Raw genomic sequence first — 16,116 nt, forward strand, 5'->3', positions numbered from 1 at the left:
GCCGTGCCACCAGTCAGGTACCTCGCGATGTGGAAGTAGGTCGAGATTGCGATGAGCACTCGATGAGTACGCGATGAGTACGCGATGGGTACGCCCATGAAGTAGCGACAGTCCGGCGGACGAGACCCCCGGACTCATAGACAGGAGTGAAGTGGCTAAGGTCCGGGTTTACGAACTCGCCAAGGAGCTTGGCTTGGAGAGCAAGGCCGTCATGGCCAAGCTCACCGAGCTCGGTGAGTTCGTCCGTTCGGCGTCCTCGACGATCGAGGCGCCGGTCGTACGCAAGTTGACTGACGCGCTTGGTGTGGCCCCCACCGGTGGTGGTTCCGCTGCCAAGCCGGGCCCGCGGAAGCCCGCGGCGCCCCAGCCCGCGGCCGGTTCGGCCGCGGGTGCACCCAAGCCGGGTGCCCCGGCCCCGGGTCCGCGCCCGAGCGCGACCCCTGGTCCCCGTCCGACCCCCGCGGCCGCCGCTCCGGCGCCGGCCGCCCCCGCCGCGCCCAAGGCCTCCGGCCCGACGCCGGGCCCGCGCCCGGCTCCGCGCCCCGCGGCGCCGGCCGCCCCCGCGGCCGAGTTCTCCTCGCCGGCCCCCGTGACCGGTGAGACCCCGGCCGCGCGTCCGGCCTCGCAGGCCGCGCGTCCGGCCGGCCCCGCCGCCGGCGGTGCCCGTCCGGGCCCGCGTCCGGCCGGTCCGCGTCCGGGCAACAACCCGTTCACCTCGGGCAGTGCCACCGGCATGGCCCGTCCCGGTGACCGCCGTCCGGGCGCGCCGGGTGCGCGTCCGGGTGCTCCGGCCGGCCAGGGTGGCGACCGTCCCCGTCCGGGTGGCGACCGTCCGCGTCCGGGTGGCCAGGGTGCCCCCGGTGCCGGTGCCCCCCGTCCCGGTGGCGACCGTCCGCGTCCGGGTGGCCAGGGTGCCCCCGGCGCCGGCGCCCCCCGTCCGGGTGGTGCCCCGCGTCCCGGTGGCGCGCCGCGTCCGGCCGCTCCGGGTGCCCCGGGTGCCGGTGCCCCGCGTCCCGACGGCATGCCGCGTCCGGCCGGCCCGCGTCCGACCCCGTCGGGCATGCCGCGTCCGAACCCGGGCATGATGCCGCAGCGTCCGGCCGGTCCGGGCCCGCGTCCCGGCCCGGGTGGCCGTGGTCCGGGTGGCCCCGGCGGTCGTCCGGGTGCTCCGGGCGGCGCGCGTCCCGGCTTCCAGGGCCGTCCGGCCGGTCCGGGCTCGCGTCCGGCCGGTGGCGGCTTCGGCGGCCCGCGTCCGGGTGGCGGCGCTCCCGGCGGTGGCGGTGGCTTCGGTCCCCGTCCCGGTGGCTTCGGCGGCCGTCCCGGTGGCCCGGGTGCCCGTGGTGGCACGCAGGGTGCCTTCGGCCGTGGCCCCGGTGGCCGTCCGGCCCGTGGTCGCAAGTCGAAGCGGGCGAAGCGCCAGGAGTACGAGGCCATGCAGGCCCCGTCCGTCGGCGGTGTGATGCTGCCTCGCGGCAACGGCCAGACCGTTCGCCTGTCGAGCGGCGCCTCGCTGATGGACTTCGCGGAGAAGATCAACGCCAACCCGGCCGCGCTCGTCTCCGTCATGTTCAACCTCGGTGAGATGGTCACCGCGACGCAGTCGGTCTCCGACGCGACGCTGCAGCTGCTGGCCGACGAGATGGGCTTCCAGCTCGAGATCGTCAGCCGGGACGACGAGGACCGCGAGCTGCTGGAGTCGTTCGACATCGACTTCGGCGCCGACGAGGGCGACGAGGACCAGCTGGCCCCGCGCCCGCCGGTCGTCACCGTCATGGGTCACGTCGACCACGGTAAGACCCGCCTGCTGGACGCCATCCGCAAGTCCAACGTGGTGGCCGGCGAGGCCGGTGGCATCACCCAGCACATCGGCGCCTACCAGGTGGCCACGATGGTGAACGGCGAAGAGCGCCCGATCACCTTCCTGGACACCCCGGGTCACGAGGCGTTCTCCGCCATGCGTGCCCGTGGTGCCAAGTCCACCGACATCGCGATCCTGGTGGTCGCGGCCAACGACGGTGTCATGCCGCAGACGGTCGAGGCGCTCAACCACGCCAAGGCCGCCGGTGTGCCGATCGTGGTCGCCGTCAACAAGATCGACGTCGAGGGCGCCGACCCGACCAAGGTCCGCGGCCAGCTGACCGAGTTCGGCCTGGTGGCCGAGGAGTACGGCGGCGACACCATGTTCGTCGACATCTCCGCGCGCCAGGGCCTGAACATCGACCAGCTGCTGGAGGCCGTGGTCCTGACCGCGGACGCCTCGCTGGACCTGCGGGCCAACCCCGAGCAGGACGCGCAGGGTATCGCCATCGAGGCCCACCTCGACAAGGGCCGCGGTGCCATGGCGACCGTCCTCGTGCAGCGCGGTACCCTCCGCGTCGGCGACTCGATCGTGGTCGGCGACGCCTACGGCCGCGTCCGCGCGATGCTGGACGAGAACGGCAACAGCCTCTCCGAGGCCGGCCCGTCCCGCCCGGTGCTGCTGCTCGGTCTGACCTCGGTGCCCCGTGCCGGCGACAGCTTCATCGTCGTCGACGAGGACCGCACCGCCCGCCAGATCGCCGAGAAGCGCTCGGCCCGCGACCGCAACGCCGCCTTCGCGCAGCGTCGGGTCCGGGTGTCCCTGGAGGACCTGGACAAGGCCATCGCCGCCGGCTCCATCGAGCAGCTCAACCTCATCATCAAGGGTGACGTCTCCGGTTCGGTGGAAGCCCTCGAGGACGCCCTCGTCAAGCTGGACGTGGGCGAGGAGGTCGAGCTCCGGGTCCTGCACCGCGGTGTGGGTGCCATCACCGAGTCCGACGTGGACCTGGCGATGGGCTCGGACGCCATCATCATCGGCTTCAACGTGCGCGCCGAAGGCCGTGCGCGCGCCGCGGCCGACAAGGAAGGCGTGGACGTCCGGTACTACTCGGTCATCTACCAGGCGATCGAGGAGATCGAGAACGCCCTCAAGGGCATGCTCAAGCCGGAGTACGAGGAGGTGCGCCTCGGCGCCGCGGAGATCCGCGAGGTCTTCCGCTCCTCCAAGTTCGGCAACATCGCCGGTGTCCTGGTCCGCGACGGCATCATCCGCCGCAACGCCAAGGCCCGCCTGCTGCGCGACGGCAAGGTCGTGGCGGAGAGCCTCACCATCGAGGGTCTGCGCCGCTTCAAGGACGACGCGACCGAGGTCCGCGAGGGCTTCGAGGCCGGTGTGACCCTGGGCTCGTTCAACGACATCAAGGTCGAGGACATCATCGAGACCTACGAGATGCGCGAGAAGCCGCGCGCGTAAGCGGGTGGCTGCCGGGGCCGGTCGACGGGTGGAATTTCCGTCGACCGGCCCCGGTCCTGCTGTGTAGGGTCCGGGGAGCGGTCCGGTTCAGGGCCGCTCCCCGAGGCCTTCAGGTCGGCTTGACCTGTCACACATGTTCGTGGGAACACTCACCTTCGACCTGCTGTTGGGCGACGTCCGGTCGCTCAAGGAGAAGCGGTCGATCGTGCGGCCCATCGTGGCCGAACTGCAGCGCAAGTACAGCGTGTGCGCTGCCGAGACCGGGAACCAGGATCTGCACCGCCGGGCCGAGATCGGTCTGGCAGTGGTGTCCGGCGAGGCCGGGTACGTCACCGAGGTCCTGGACAGCTGTGAGCGGTTGGTCGCCGGCCGCCCCGAGGTTCAGCTGCTCTCCGCGAGGAGGCGCTACCACAACGACGACGACGAATGAGGGCTGTGGAGCCGGGCGACGCGAGTCGCCGTTCTCACACAGATCAGGACCGAGAGCGCCCACAAGGCTGGGCGCGGGCCGGTACTTTGGGGCAGGGGCCCCGACGGGCGCGCAGCACGCCCGAGTACCCGGCCCACTGCACGAGGAGGCAACGTGACCGACACCGCAAGGGCGCGCAAGCTCGCCGACCGCATCCAGGTGGTCGTCGCCCAGACCCTGGAGCGCCGGATCAAGGACCCGCGGCTCGGGTTCGTGACCATCACCGACGCACGGGTGACCGGGGACCTGCGCGAGGCCACCGTCTTCTACACCGTCTTCGGCGACGACACCGAGCGTGAGGCCACGGCCGCCGCGCTGGAGAGCGCCAAGGGCGTGCTCCGCTCCGAGGTCGGCAAGCAGACCGGGGTGCGCTTCACCCCGACGCTGACCTTCGTCGCGGACGCCCTGCCCGAGAACGCCCGGAACATCGACGACCTGCTCGACCGGGCCCGGGCCATCGACGCCGCGGTGCGCACCAGCGCCGCGGGCGCGACCTACGCCGGCGACGCGGACCCGTACAAGGTTCCGGCGTCCGAGCGTGACGACGAGGACGAGTAGTCATGGCGGGTGAGCCGGCGGCGGCCGGTTCGGCGGCCGGTTCCGGTTCGACCACGGGGGCGTCCTCCACCGACACGGTGGAGGGTGCCCTCGCGGTGCTTCCCGGACCGCGGGCCGAGGAGAGCGGGGCCGAACTGGTCTGGCAGCAGGTGGTCGCGGAGATCGGGCGGGCCCGCTCGGTCGACCTGATCTGCCACATCTGCCCGGACGGCGACGCGCTCGGCTCCGCGCTGGCGGCCGCGCTGGCCCTGCGCGGGCTGGGCAAAGAGGTCCGGGTCTCCTTCGGCGACGACCCGCAGATCGTCCCCGAGTCGCTGGCCTTCCTGCCCGGCCAGGAGCTGATCGTGCCGGCCGCGGCGGTGCCCGACACCCCCGAGCTGGTGCTCTGCTTCGACGTCGCGGCGGAGAGCCGGCTGGGCCTGCTGCACGACAAGGCCTTCGCCGCGCCGGTGCTGGCGGTCCTCGACCACCATGCCTCCAACCCCGGCTTCGGCACCCACCAGCTGATCGACCCGGGCGCCCCGGCCACCGCCGTCCTGGTGGACGAACTGCTGCGCCGGCTCGGCGTGGAGCTGGACCAGGACCTGGCCACCTGCCTCTACACCGGGGTTGCCACCGACACCGGCTCGTTCAAGTACCGGGCCACCACCCCGGCGACGCACGAGCTCGCCGCGCGGCTGCTGGCCACCGGCATCCGGCAGGACCTCATCTCCCGGCAGCTGTGGGACACCTCCTCCTTCGGCTACCTGAAGGTGCTGGCCGGCGCGCTCGACCGGGCCGTCTACGAGCCGGAGGCGGCGGACGGGCTCGGCCTGGTGTGGACCTGGGTGCCGTACCAGGACCTGGTGCTGTTCAGCGTGACGGTCGAGGAGATCGAGGGCCTGATCGACATCCTGCGCCGCCCGGCCGAGGCCGAGGTGGCGCTGGTGCTCAAGCAGGACCCGGACGGCACGCTGCGCGGCTCCTCGCGCTCCAAGGGCGCGGTGGACGTCGCGGCCGCCTGCGCCGAACTGGGCGGTGGCGGGCACGTCTACGCGGCCGGCTTCTCCGCCCGGGAGGACGTCGCCGAGGTGGTGGAGCGTTTCCGGGCCGCGCTGCGGGTTCGGTAGCTTTGCGGTGCGGTTGATGTGTGTAGGGCTTTGACAGAGAGAACTTGATGAAGCGCAAAGGCACCGGTCCGGACGGCCTGGTCATCGTCGACAAGCCGGAGGGCATCACCTCGCACGGGGTGGTCGCCAAGCTGAGGTGGCTGGCCGGGACACGGAAGGTCGGCCACGCCGGCACCCTCGACCCGATGGCCACCGGCGTGCTGGTGATCGGGGTCGAGCGGGCCACCCGGCTGCTCGGCCATCTGATGCTCACCGCCAAGACCTACGAGGCGACCATCCGGCTCGGCCAGACCACCGTGACCGACGACCGGGAGGGCGAGGTCACCTCCTCGACCCCGGCCGACGCGGTGCGCCGGGAGGCGATCGACGCCGGGATCGCCGCGCTCACCGGCGCGATCATGCAGGTGCCCTCCAAGGTCAGCGCGATCAAGATCGACGGCAAGCGGTCGTACGCGCGGGTGCGCGAGGGCGAGGACTTCGAGCTCGCCGCCCGGCCGACCACCATCCACGCGTTCACCGTGCACGACCAGCGCGCGGCGGTCGCGGAGGACGGCACGCCGGTGATCGACCTCGACGTCACCGTGGAGTGCTCCTCCGGCACCTACATCCGGGCGCTCGCCCGGGACCTCGGTGCCGGGCTCGGCGTCGGCGGCCACCTCACGGCGCTGCGGCGCACCAAGGTCGGGCCGTACGGGGTGGAGTCGGCGCGCTCCCTGGAGCAGCTGGAGGCAGCGGTCACCGGCGGCTCCGGCGCGGGGCTGGAGGTGCTGCCGATCGGCGAGGCCGCGGCGGCCGCGTTCCCGCGCTGGGACCTCGACGCCGACCAGGCGAAGCAGCTCTCGCACGGTGCCCGGCTGAAGGCGCCCGGGCTGGGCGTGGACGGGCCGATCGCGGTCTTCGCGCCGGACGGAACGTTCCTGGCCCTGGTGGAGGAGAAGGGCGGCCAGGCCCGGCCGGTCGCCGTCTTCGTCGGCTGACCGGCACCCACCCGAAGCCCGCCCCCGGGACGTTCACCCGCGCGGGGGAGCGCGCGAGGTGAACGGCGGTCGTGACCGGCGCGGGCGCGGTCGGTCCGCGCTCGCGCCGGGCAGGCTCCCCGGCGGCGAGCAGGTCGCCGCGACGAGTCCACTCCCGGGCCGCCCGGCCCTGCGGGGAGGGCTGCGGGCATGCCGGGACTGCGGGGCTTCAGGGGCGCTTCGGGGGAGGACGACGCCGCCGCGGCGGGCGCCGGGGGCCGCTCGCTGCTGCGGATCCACGACCGGGACGGGCGTCCGCGCGGGCTCGGCTTCGTGGTCGACCGGCAGGGCACCGTCCTCACCGCCCACGAGGCCGTCGCGGGTCTCGACGAGGTCGTCCTGCGGCTCCCCGGCGGCCTGACCCGCGCGGTCGGCCCGGAGCACGTCCGGCCGCTGCCCGAGCACGGGCTCGCCCTGCTGCGCACCGCCCCGGCCGGCGGGGTGCCCCTCCCGCCGCTGCCCCTCGCGGACCCGCCGGAGGCCGGGAGCGCCGAGGGGCTGCTGCTGCCCGTCCCGGTGCGGGGCGAGGGGCGCGCGGACGGGCGGACGGTGCTGCTGCGGTGCGCCGCCGCCGCGATCACCGGGGCGGTGTACCCGCAGGACGACCGCTTCCATCTGATCGGCGGCGTGCTGCTGCTCGACATGCCCTCGGCGGCCGACGCGGCGGCCGTCCCGGCCGGGACGCCGGTGCTGGACGCCGGCAGCGGTGCGGTGGTCGCCGTGGTGGCGCCCGGTCTGCGGGCCGCCGGACGGCCGGGGCCGCCGACCGCCGTCCCGGTGCGGGCGGCCGGGGCGGTCGGGCCCGCGCTCACCGAGGCGCTGGCGCGCAACGCGGCCGAGGTGCCCGGCTACGGGCGCGCGCTCAACCTGGCCGGGGTGCTGCGGCTGACCGCCGCCCAGGTCGCGGCGGCGGGCGCGGGACCGGGACGGGTGGCCGCCCTGGCGGCCGACCGGGTGGACCGCCCCGACGGTCTGGCGGAGTGGGCCGGCCTGTTGGCGACGGGGGAGGAACCGGACGGGGCGCGGGACGGGGGCGCGCCGCCGGAGCCGCACGCCGGGTCGTGGGGGGCCCGCGGGGGCGCGGAGCCCGGCGCTCCCGTCGGGGTGGTGGCGCTGGTGGGGGCGGCCGGTTCCGGGCGGAGCACCGAGGCGGCGGCGGTGGCCGCGCGGCGCGGCGGCGGGGAGCGTCCGCGGCCCACGCTCTGGTTGCGCGGGGCCGATCTGGCGGCCGGGGACCTCTCGCTGGCGGGGGCGGTGGAGCGGGTGCTCGCCTCGGCGGCGGCCGCGCTGGAGGTGCCGGCGCCCTCACCCGCGGCGGTGGCGGAACTCTGCGCGGCGGCCGGGCGGCCGCTGCTGGTGGTGCTGGACGGGCCGGAGGAGTCGCCGCTGCCGCTCGACGCGGACTGGCTGCGGGCGTCGGCGGGGTGGCTGGCGGCGGGCGGCGCCCGGCTGCTGACCGTCTGTGGGGAGGAGGGCTGGGCGGGGCTGGCGCCGGGCGCGGCGGCGGACGGTTTCCCGGTGCCGCTCGGCGGGACGGCGCGGGCGGGCGTGGTGCGGGTGGTGGTCCGGCGGCTCGGCCCGCTGCCCGCCGAGGCGGCGGAGCGGGTGCGCCGGCGGTACGGGCTGCCGCCGGGGTGGCCGGCGGAGGCGGACGCCCGGCACCCGTTGGCGCTGCGGCTGGCGGGCGAGCTCTGGGCGGAGGGGGTGCGCGGGGAGCCGGTGCGGCGCGGCGAGCTGTTCGCCGCCCACCTCGACCTGTGCTGTCTGCGGGTTGCCCGGCGGCTCGCCGAGGACGGCCGCACCCGGCGGCCCGGGGCCCACCGGCGGGGCGCCGTCCGGCCGTCCGGGGCGGGAGCCGGGCAGGTCCGGCGGACGGCCGCGGCGGTGGCCGGCCGGGTGCACGAGGCGGCGCGGCGGATGCTCGGCGCCGGGGAGGGCGGCCTGGGCCGGGCCGCGTTCGAGGAACTGTTCCCGGCGGCCGGCGGGTGGGCGGCGGCCGTGCTGGCGGAGGGGCTGTTCGTCCCGGCCGGGGGCGGCCACCGCTTCGCGCACGGGGAGTTCGCCGACTGGCTGCAGGGCCTGCACCTGGACCTGGACGCGGCGCTGCGGCTGCTGCTCGGCGAGGCCGAGGACACCCGGCCACCCGGCGCGTGCGCCACCGTACCGCGGCACCGGATCGGGCCGGTGCTCGCCGCGCTCCGGCGGATCGGCGAGACCTGGGGCGCGCCGGCGCTGGATCCCTGGCTGCACCGGCTCTGGCGGGCCGTGGACCTGCGCCCGCCGGGCAGCGAGCCCGGCTGGTGGGCCGGCGCCCTGCTCACCGCGGGCCTGGCGGAGAGCCCCGACCCCGGCGAACACCGGGCGCTGCTGACGCGGCTGGCCGAGCGGATCGTCGAACGGGCCGTCGCCGCGGGCGGGTTCGAGCGGCTGCCGGTGCCGGGGACCGGCGCGTTCGGTCCGGCCTTCTGGGCCGGGCTGGGACTGCCCGTGGAGCACGAACTCGCCCTGTACCGGCGGCTGGTGGCCGCCGACGGGCCGGACCGCCGGTTCCTGGCCGCGGTGGCCGGGCGGCTGCGCGCCGATCCGGCGGGCGTGCTGCCGCTGCTGTGCGCCTGGTTCGACGATCCGCGCGGGCTGCCCGGCCGTCCCGGGGTCACCGTCGCCGACCTCGCGCACGATCTGCTGTTCGCCCACCGGGCGCTGGGCCTGGACGAGTTGACCGAGGCGCTGGCCGGGGCCGCGCACCCCCGGGCGGACGCGCTGCTGGCGGTGCTGGCCGTCGAGGAGCCGTCGGCGCTCTGCCGGGCGGTGGACCGCTGGAGCCACGACCCCCGGCCCGAACGGCACGTCGCCGCCGCGGTGCACGCGCTGCGCACCGCCCCGTACGCGCGCGGCGCCGGGCCCGAGCTGCTGCGGTTCACCGCGCTGGCCCTGCTGGCCCGGGAGGACGAGCCGGCCCTGCACGGCGCCGCGCTGGCCCTGCTGCTGCGGGACGGGCGGAGCCGGGCCGGGCACCTGCCGGCGGCGCTGGCCGCCTACCGGCGCGGCGAGGACCGGTTCCTGACCGCGCGGGCGCTGGCCCCGGCGCTGGAGAGCGACCCGGAGCCGGTCCTCGCCGCGCTGGCGGACCGGCTGGCCGGGCCGCCCGGTACGGTCGCGGCGGACGCGCCGGTGGCCGGGACGCTGCGGGTGCTGGCCGACGCCCGGACGCCGCCGGCCACCCGGCGCGGCGCCGAACTGGTGGCCCGGCTGCTGCGCGAGCGGCCGGTCCTGGCCGGGCCGGTCGCCGTCGACTACCTGGGCCGCCGGCTGGCGCGCGGCGCGGTGGAGGGGGCGGTGGCCCGGCTGGAGCTGCGGGTGCTGCTGGGCAGCGCCCTGGCGGCCCGCGCGGTGGCCGTCCGCCGGCCGTTCGCCGAGGTGCTGTCCCGCCCGGTGCCCGACCCGGTGGCGGACGCCCTGCGCTGCGAGCTGCTGGACACCCTGCTGGCCGCCGAGGGCGACCCCGAGGTGCTGGCCGCCGCCGTCGCCGGGCTGGCCGAGCACTGCGCGGCCGAGCGGCCGGCCCGGGCCCGCGCGGTGCTGGTGCGGGCGGCGGCCGGGCTGCCGGACGCCGACGGGCTGCTGGTGCGCTGCGCCGGCCGCTCGGCGGCGTTCGCCGCGCTGCTGGCGCACTGGCCCGGGGACGAGCGCCCGGCCCGCCCGGTGGGGCCGCGGCTGGACCGGCTGCGCGCCCTGGTGGCGGCCGGCCGGGACCCGCAGTACGCGGCGGCGGAGGCCGAGCGCACGGGCGGCTCCGGGGCGCTCCGGCCCCCCGTCGCCGGGCCCCGGAACCCGGTGGTGCGCCCAACCTGCCTTCCGGTGCCGAACTCGGGACAGGCGCATGGCACGCTATAGGGGTTCGGGTTTTGAGCGTTTGAGCGTACGGACGGTACGCGCCGTAGGGAACAAGGAGCGGTCAGGTGCAGCGCTGGCGTGGCCTGGAGGAGATCCCCGATGACTGGGGGCGCAGCGTCGTCACCATCGGCTCGTTCGACGGGGTCCACCGCGGACACCAGCTGATCATCAACCGGGTGGTCGAGCGCGCCCGCGAGCGGGGCGTCCGCTCGGTGGTGGTCACGTTCGACCCGCATCCGAGCGAGGTGGTCCGCCCGGGGAGCCACCCGCCGCTGCTCGCCCCGCAGCCGCGCCGCGCGGAGCTCATCGAGGAGCTGGGTGTGGACGCGGTGCTGGTGCTGCCGTTCACCACCGAGTTCTCCAAGGAGTCGCCGGAGGAGTTCTTCCGGCAGGTGCTGGTGGACGCGCTGCACGCCTGCCTGGTCGTCGAGGGGCCGAACTTCCGCTTCGGGCACCGGGCGGCGGGCGACGTCGCGCTGCTGGCCGAGCTGGGCCGGGCCGCGGACTGCGGCGTCGAGGTGGTCGACCTCCAGGTGCGCGGCTCGGCGGGGGACGGCGAGCCGTTCTCCTCGACGCTGACCCGCCGGCTGGTCGGCTCCGGCGACGTGGCCGGGGCGGCGGAGGTGCTGGGCCGCCCGCACCGGGTGGAGGGCGTGGTGGTGCGCGGCGCGCAGCGCGGCCGCGAACTGGGCTACCCGACCGCCAACGTGGAGACCGTGCCGCACAGCGCGATCCCGGCGGACGGCGTGTACGCGGGCTGGCTGACGGCCGACGGCGAGCGCATGCCGGCCGCGATCTCGGTGGGCACCAACCCGACCTTCGACGGCACCGCGCGCACCGTCGAGGCGTACGCCATCGACCGGGTCGGCCTGGACCTCTACGGGCTGCACGTGGCGGTGGAGTTCCTGGTCTACCTGCGCGGGATGGAGAAGTTCGACTCCATCGAGGCGCTGCTGGACCGGATGGCCGACGACGTGAAGCGCGCCCGCGAGCTGACCGACGCCGGCTGACCGGCGCGTCGCCGTGACGCACGAGGGCCCGCCGACCGGGAAGGTCGGCGGGCCCTCGGCGTTCGTCGCGCGGGCCGCTACTGCTGCGGCGGGGCGGGCGGCGGGTAGCCGTAGCCGGGCGGCGGCTGGGGGGCGTCCTCGGGCTGGGCGTAGCCGTAGCCGGGGGCCGGCGGGGCGGGCGGCTGCTGCCACTCCGGGGCCGGTGCCGGGGCCGGGGCCGGTGCCGGGGCCGGTGCCGGTGCCGGGGCGGGTGCCGGGCCGGGCTGCTGCGGCTGGGCGCCCTGCGGCGGCGGGTAGCCGTAGCCGGGCGGGGGCGGCGGGGCCTGGCCGGGCTGCTGGGCCCAGGGCGCGCCCGGTGCGGGCTGGGCGCCCGGCTGGCCGGGCTGCTGCGGGTAGCCGTACGGGTACGGCTGGCCGTACGGCGGCTGGGGCTGCAGGCCGGTCTGCGGCTGCTGGTAGGGCGGCGCCGGGGGCTGCGGCTGGGGAGCCTGCTGCTGCGCCGTCTGGTGGGGCTGCTGCCAGCTCGCCTGCTGGGCGGCGGCCTGCTGGGCCCGGATGATGTCCTCGCCGACCAGGGTGGCCAGGTCGAAGTACGCCTCGCGGACCTTGGGCCGCATCATGTCGAGGTTGACCTCGGCGCCGGCCGCCAGGCTCTCGTCGAACGGCACCACGACCACGCCGCGGCAGCGGGTCTGGAAGTGCGCGACGATGTCCTCGACCTTGATCATCTTGGCCGTCTCGCGGACCCCGGAGACCACCGTGATGGACCGCTGCACCAGGTCGGCGTAGCCGTGCGCGGAGAGCCAGTCCAGGGTGGTGGAGGCGGACGAGGCGCCGTCCACGCTGGGCGTGGAGACGATGATCAGCTGGTCGGCGAGGTCCAGCACCCCGCGCATCGCGCTGTAGAGCAGACCGGTGCCGGAGTCGGTCAGGATGATCGGGTACTGGCGGCCCAGCACGTCGATGACCTGGCGGTAGTCCGAGTCGTTGAAGGTGGTCGACACGGCCGGGTCGACGTCGTTCGCCAGGATCTCCAGGCCGGAGTGCAGGTCCTGCGAGGTGAACTGACGGATGTCCATGTAGCTGCGCAGGTGCGGGATGGCCGTCACCAGGTCGCGGATGGTGGCGCCGGTCTGCCGCTTGACCCGGCGGCCGAGGGTGCCGGCGTCCGGGTTGGCGTCGATCGCGATCACCTTGTCCTGGCGCTCGCTGGCCAGCGTGGCGCCGAGGGCGGTGGTGGTCGTGGTCTTGCCGACGCCGCCCTTGAGGCTGATCACCGCGATCCGGTAGCAGCTGAGCACGGGGGTGCGGATGATCTCCAGCTTGCGGGCCTTCTCCGCGGCCGCCGCCTTGCCGCCGAACTGGAAGCGCGGCTGCTGGCGCTGCTGCTTCGGCTGGCTGCGCAGCAGCCGGTCCGAGGACAGTTCGACGGCGGCGGTGTAGCCGAGCGGAGCGCCGTGCGCGGTCTGCTGCGGGGCGCCGGCCTGCTGGAACGCGGCGGGGGCGGCGGGCGGCTGGCCCCAGGGCGCGGCGCCGGGCTGGGGCTGCGCGGGTTGCTGGTAGGTGTGGGGCTGCGGCCAGCCGCCCGCGCGCGGGTCGGCGGCGGGCGGCACGGCCTGGCCCGGCTGCGGCTGGCCGGGCTGGGGCTGGGCCGGCGGGGCCTGCTGGGCGGCCCAGGCGGCCGGGTCCTGCGGGTAGGGCTGCGGCTGGCCCGGCGTCGGTCCGTAGGGCTGCGGCTGCCCGGGGGCCGGGTACGGCTGGGGCGTCGGGACGGCGGCCTGCGGCTGGGCGGGCCCGGGCTGCACCGGCGCCGAGGGGTCGGCCGGCGGCCAGCCGTGGGCCACCGCCGGAGCGGGAGCAGGTTCGGGCGCAGGTGCGGGAGCAGGTGCGGGCTCCGCCGCCGGGACGGCGTGCGCGGCCGGACCGGCCGGCGGCACGGCGGACGCCTCGGCCGGTGCGTGGGGCGTCTCCCCGGGGACGCCCGGACCGGGGGCGGGAACGGGCGCCGGGGCGGGGGCGGGGGCGGGAACGGGCGCGGGAGCGACGGCCTCGACCGGCTGCGGCTGGACCGGCGGCTGCGGCACGGCCTGGGCGGGCACCTGGGCCTGGGCCTGAACGGCCGGCGGCGCCACGGCCGGTGCCGGCGCCGCCGCAGGGGCCGGCGCGGGTGCCGGAGCGGGCGTGGTGGCCGGAGCGGGCGCGCCGCCCGGAGGCGGCGTCACCTCGGCACCCGGCACGGCCGCCCCCGCGGCCGGCGCCGGAGCACCCGCCTCCGTCTGCACGTACCAGGACGGGGGAGTGTAGTCGGGTGCGTCGGACCAGTCGTCGTCGTCCTCCGCCGCGTTGTCGCCGACGTAGACGCCGTCCCGATCGCTGCTCACCTAGGCTCCCTCGTGTTCGCCGCCGCACGTTCGCGGTGCCGTTGCCGCCTCACAGCCTAGGCCGTGGGCCACCCCCGGCTGAAGGCGGTGCCGCAACTCCGGACGGGCCGCGGACGGGCCGCGCACGGCCCCCGGCCGGCTCTCCGCGGGTCAGTCCAGGCGGCGCGGACCGCCCAGGACCTGCTGTTCCGCCTGCCCGGCCACGATCCGGACGTACTGACGGTTCATCCGGGTCGTCCACAGCGTCAGGTCGTCCGACAGGGACGGCAGCGCGGCCACCTCGCCCGCTCCGAGCGAGAGCACCCGCCCGATCAGCTCGGCCTCCTCCGGCATCACCCGCTGCACCCCGACCAGGTCGGCCGAGTTGAGCACCCGGACGGCGTTCGGCCCCAGGTGCGGCACCAGCGTCAGCACGGTCTGCCAGGGCGTGGCGGAGAGCCGGCTGCGCGGCGGGCGGGCGCCGAGGTCGCGCACCACGAGCACCGGCGAGCCGACCGAGGCGCCCTGCGGACCGAGCCGGCCGGGCTGGTGGACCGTCACGCACGGCTGCCCGCCGCCCGCGGCCTGCGCCATCGGGCCCCACAGATGGGCGCGGGCGGTCTCGACGGCGATCCGCGCGCCGGTGGCGGCCGCCCGCAGTGCGATGACCTGCGCCGTCCAGAGGCCGCCCACCAGCACCAGCTCGTAGGCGCTGGGCCGGAACAGGCCGAGCACGGCGGGGCGCGACTGGTGGATGTCCTCGCCGATCAGCACACCGTCGTCGCCGACCGGGAAGGAGAGCGCGTCCAGGTCCGCGACGGTCAGCACGTGCTTCTCCCGGCGCGGACCGCGCAGCCCGAAGCCGGGCAGCAGCCGGGGCCGGACCCGCGGCCGCGGCTCCGCACTGCTCTGCTGGGCGGCGGCGGGGTAGGCCTGGTACGCCATCAGGAAGCACCTCCCAGGGGAAGCGTGGCGAGCACACCGGGGGCCTGCTCCAGGTCGAGCCGGGTCAGGCCGAGCCCGGTGCTCTGGGCCCGCGCCTCCACCTGCCGGCCGAGGTCGACGGCCTCGCTCTCGCTGCGCCCGGTCACCCGGACGTGGCCGCTGAGCGCCACCGAGCCGCCGGTGCCGTGACCGGCCGTCAGGCTGAAGGTGCTCGCCAGCGCGGGGGCGCCGGTGACCAGGTTGACCAGGTCGGGGACGGCGATCCGGCCGGAGGCGCCACCGGGGCGGCCGAGCTGGGGCCAGCGGGAGATCCAGTAGGTGCTGTGCCAGCGGTCGTCGACCCGCCAGAACCGGTTGGTCTCCTGGGTGCGCCGCCCGCTGCCGCCGCCGCTGCCGGTGCCCTGGCGGCCGGCGGTGGCCAGCGGGTTGACGCAGCTGGAGATGGCGAGGGCGGCGATCAGCTCGCGCTCGTCGAGCACGGTGACGTTGAAGCCGGCGCTGTTCAGCCGTCCGGCCAGCTGGTCGGTGACCCGCTGGAGCGCCTTGCGGGCGCCCTGCTCGCCGCCGCCGCGGGCGCGCACCGCGGTGGCCGCCCGCTCGGGGTCGAGCTTGAGCGCCACCCAGGTGAGCCGCAGCGCGGGGGTGGCGGTGCCGTCCGCGAGCTCCCGGTAGGCGCGGGCGGCCAGCGACTGCTCGGGCAGGTGCGGCGCGGGCGCCGGCTGGGTGTGCTGGACGAGTTGGACCGATTCCAGGGCGATGTCGTCAACCCGCAGCGCGGAGCAGAGCACGTCCAGCGGCAGCGGGCGGGCGGTGCGGGCCGGCCGCAGCGGCAGGTCCTTGGCCTGGACGAGCAGGACGGCGCTGAGGAAGGTGCCGTCGCCGACCATGCCGGTCTCCCGGCGCACCGGCCGGCCGCCGAAGTCGGTCTCGGTGGCGTGGGTGCAGGTGCGCAGGGCGGGTTCGAGTTCCAGGGCGGGGGCGAGCGCCGGGTCGGTGCCGGCCGGCGGGACGTGCGTGCGGGCGCGCTTGCGGCGGGCCCTGAGCGCGGCGCGCACCCGCAGTGCCTCGGGGATCGTGCGCCCGCGCAACGGCACGATCGCGAGGGCGACCAGCACGAGGGCGACCGCGCCGAAGCCGGCGGCGACCGGCCGGCTGATCGTCCAGCCGACCGCGACCAGGGCCACCGCGACCTCGACCAGCACGAGCTGTTGGAGCCTCAGCCGCCCGCCGAGCAGCCCGGGCCGGGGGTGGACGCGGACCGGGACGGGGCCGTCGGCGCGGCCGGAGCGGGCCGGGCGCGCGGCGTGGTCCGGGGCGGGGGAGCCGCCGGGGTCGGTCCCGCCGCGTCGTGCGGAGCGGCGTGAACCGCTGCCCCGTGCCGTGCTCCGGCGCTCTGGAGCGGTCTGGCTTGGCATCCCCCGAGTGCCCCTCTCTGGTTCGGTTGTCGCGGCCCGGCTGGCCGGTGCGTGAACCGTACCCGT

10 protein-coding genes are annotated in these 16,116 nt (G+C 76.7%); 7 read left to right on the top strand and 3 right to left on the bottom strand.

Annotated elements, in window-relative coordinates; genetic code table 11:
• The first annotated feature begins 151 nt into the window (after positions 1–151).
• The 7 genes from infB (at position 152) to ABTX81_RS35575 (ending at position 11,330) form a co-directional block, all read left to right on the top strand.
• The gene (infB, locus tag ABTX81_RS35545; protein WP_350554299.1) at positions 152–3,274 is read left to right on the top strand and encodes a translation initiation factor IF-2; all 3,123 of its coding nucleotides are present in this window, start codon (positions 152–154) and stop codon (positions 3,272–3,274) included.
• Between the two features lie 133 nt (positions 3,275–3,407).
• A complete protein-coding gene (locus ABTX81_RS35550; protein WP_350554301.1) occupies positions 3,408–3,704 on the top strand; it encodes a DUF503 domain-containing protein in 297 nt (98 codons plus the stop codon).
• Positions 3,705–3,857: 153 nt separating this feature from the next.
• On the top strand, positions 3,858–4,301 hold the full coding sequence (gene rbfA / locus ABTX81_RS35555) for a 30S ribosome-binding factor RbfA (protein ID WP_350554303.1): 444 nt from the start codon (positions 3,858–3,860) through the stop codon (positions 4,299–4,301).
• A gap of 2 nt (positions 4,302–4,303) precedes the next feature.
• Positions 4,304–5,410 carry a DHH family phosphoesterase gene (locus tag ABTX81_RS35560; RefSeq protein WP_350554305.1) on the top strand — a complete coding sequence of 369 codons (1,107 nt, stop codon included), beginning with the start codon at positions 4,304–4,306 and terminating at the stop codon, positions 5,408–5,410.
• Positions 5,411–5,457: 47 nt separating this feature from the next.
• Positions 5,458–6,387, top strand: coding sequence for a tRNA pseudouridine(55) synthase TruB (truB, locus tag ABTX81_RS35565; protein ID WP_350554307.1), 930 nt, complete (start codon positions 5,458–5,460; stop codon positions 6,385–6,387).
• A 189-nt stretch (positions 6,388–6,576) separates the two neighbouring features.
• Positions 6,577–10,320, top strand: coding sequence for a trypsin-like peptidase domain-containing protein (locus ABTX81_RS35570; RefSeq protein ID WP_350554309.1), 3,744 nt, complete (start codon positions 6,577–6,579; stop codon positions 10,318–10,320).
• Between the two features lie 65 nt (positions 10,321–10,385).
• Positions 10,386–11,330, top strand: coding sequence for a bifunctional riboflavin kinase/FAD synthetase (locus tag ABTX81_RS35575; RefSeq protein ID WP_350554311.1), 945 nt, complete (start codon positions 10,386–10,388; stop codon positions 11,328–11,330).
• A 77-nt stretch (positions 11,331–11,407) separates the two neighbouring features.
• Here the strand turns inward: ABTX81_RS35575 and ABTX81_RS35580 are convergent, their stop codons facing one another.
• From ABTX81_RS35580 to eccE, 3 genes are all read right to left on the bottom strand, one after another.
• Complete coding sequence (locus ABTX81_RS35580; protein WP_350554313.1) at positions 11,408–13,711, bottom strand: MinD/ParA family ATP-binding protein; 2,304 nt, start codon at positions 13,709–13,711, stop codon at positions 11,408–11,410.
• 150 nt (positions 13,712–13,861) lie between these two features.
• Entirely contained in the window at positions 13,862–14,635 is a 774-nt protein-coding gene (locus ABTX81_RS35585) for a hypothetical protein (protein ID WP_350554315.1), read from the bottom strand.
• Positions 14,635–16,050, bottom strand: a complete 1,416-nt coding sequence (gene eccE, locus ABTX81_RS35590; protein WP_350554317.1) for a type VII secretion protein EccE — start codon at positions 16,048–16,050, stop codon at positions 14,635–14,637. Before eccE ends, ABTX81_RS35585 begins: the two co-directional genes overlap by 1 nt.
• Between the last annotated feature and the right edge of the window lie 66 nt (positions 16,051–16,116).

This window comes from Kitasatospora sp. NPDC097605 (assembly GCF_040302725.1).
Lineage (GTDB): Bacteria > Actinomycetota > Actinomycetes > Streptomycetales > Streptomycetaceae > Kitasatospora.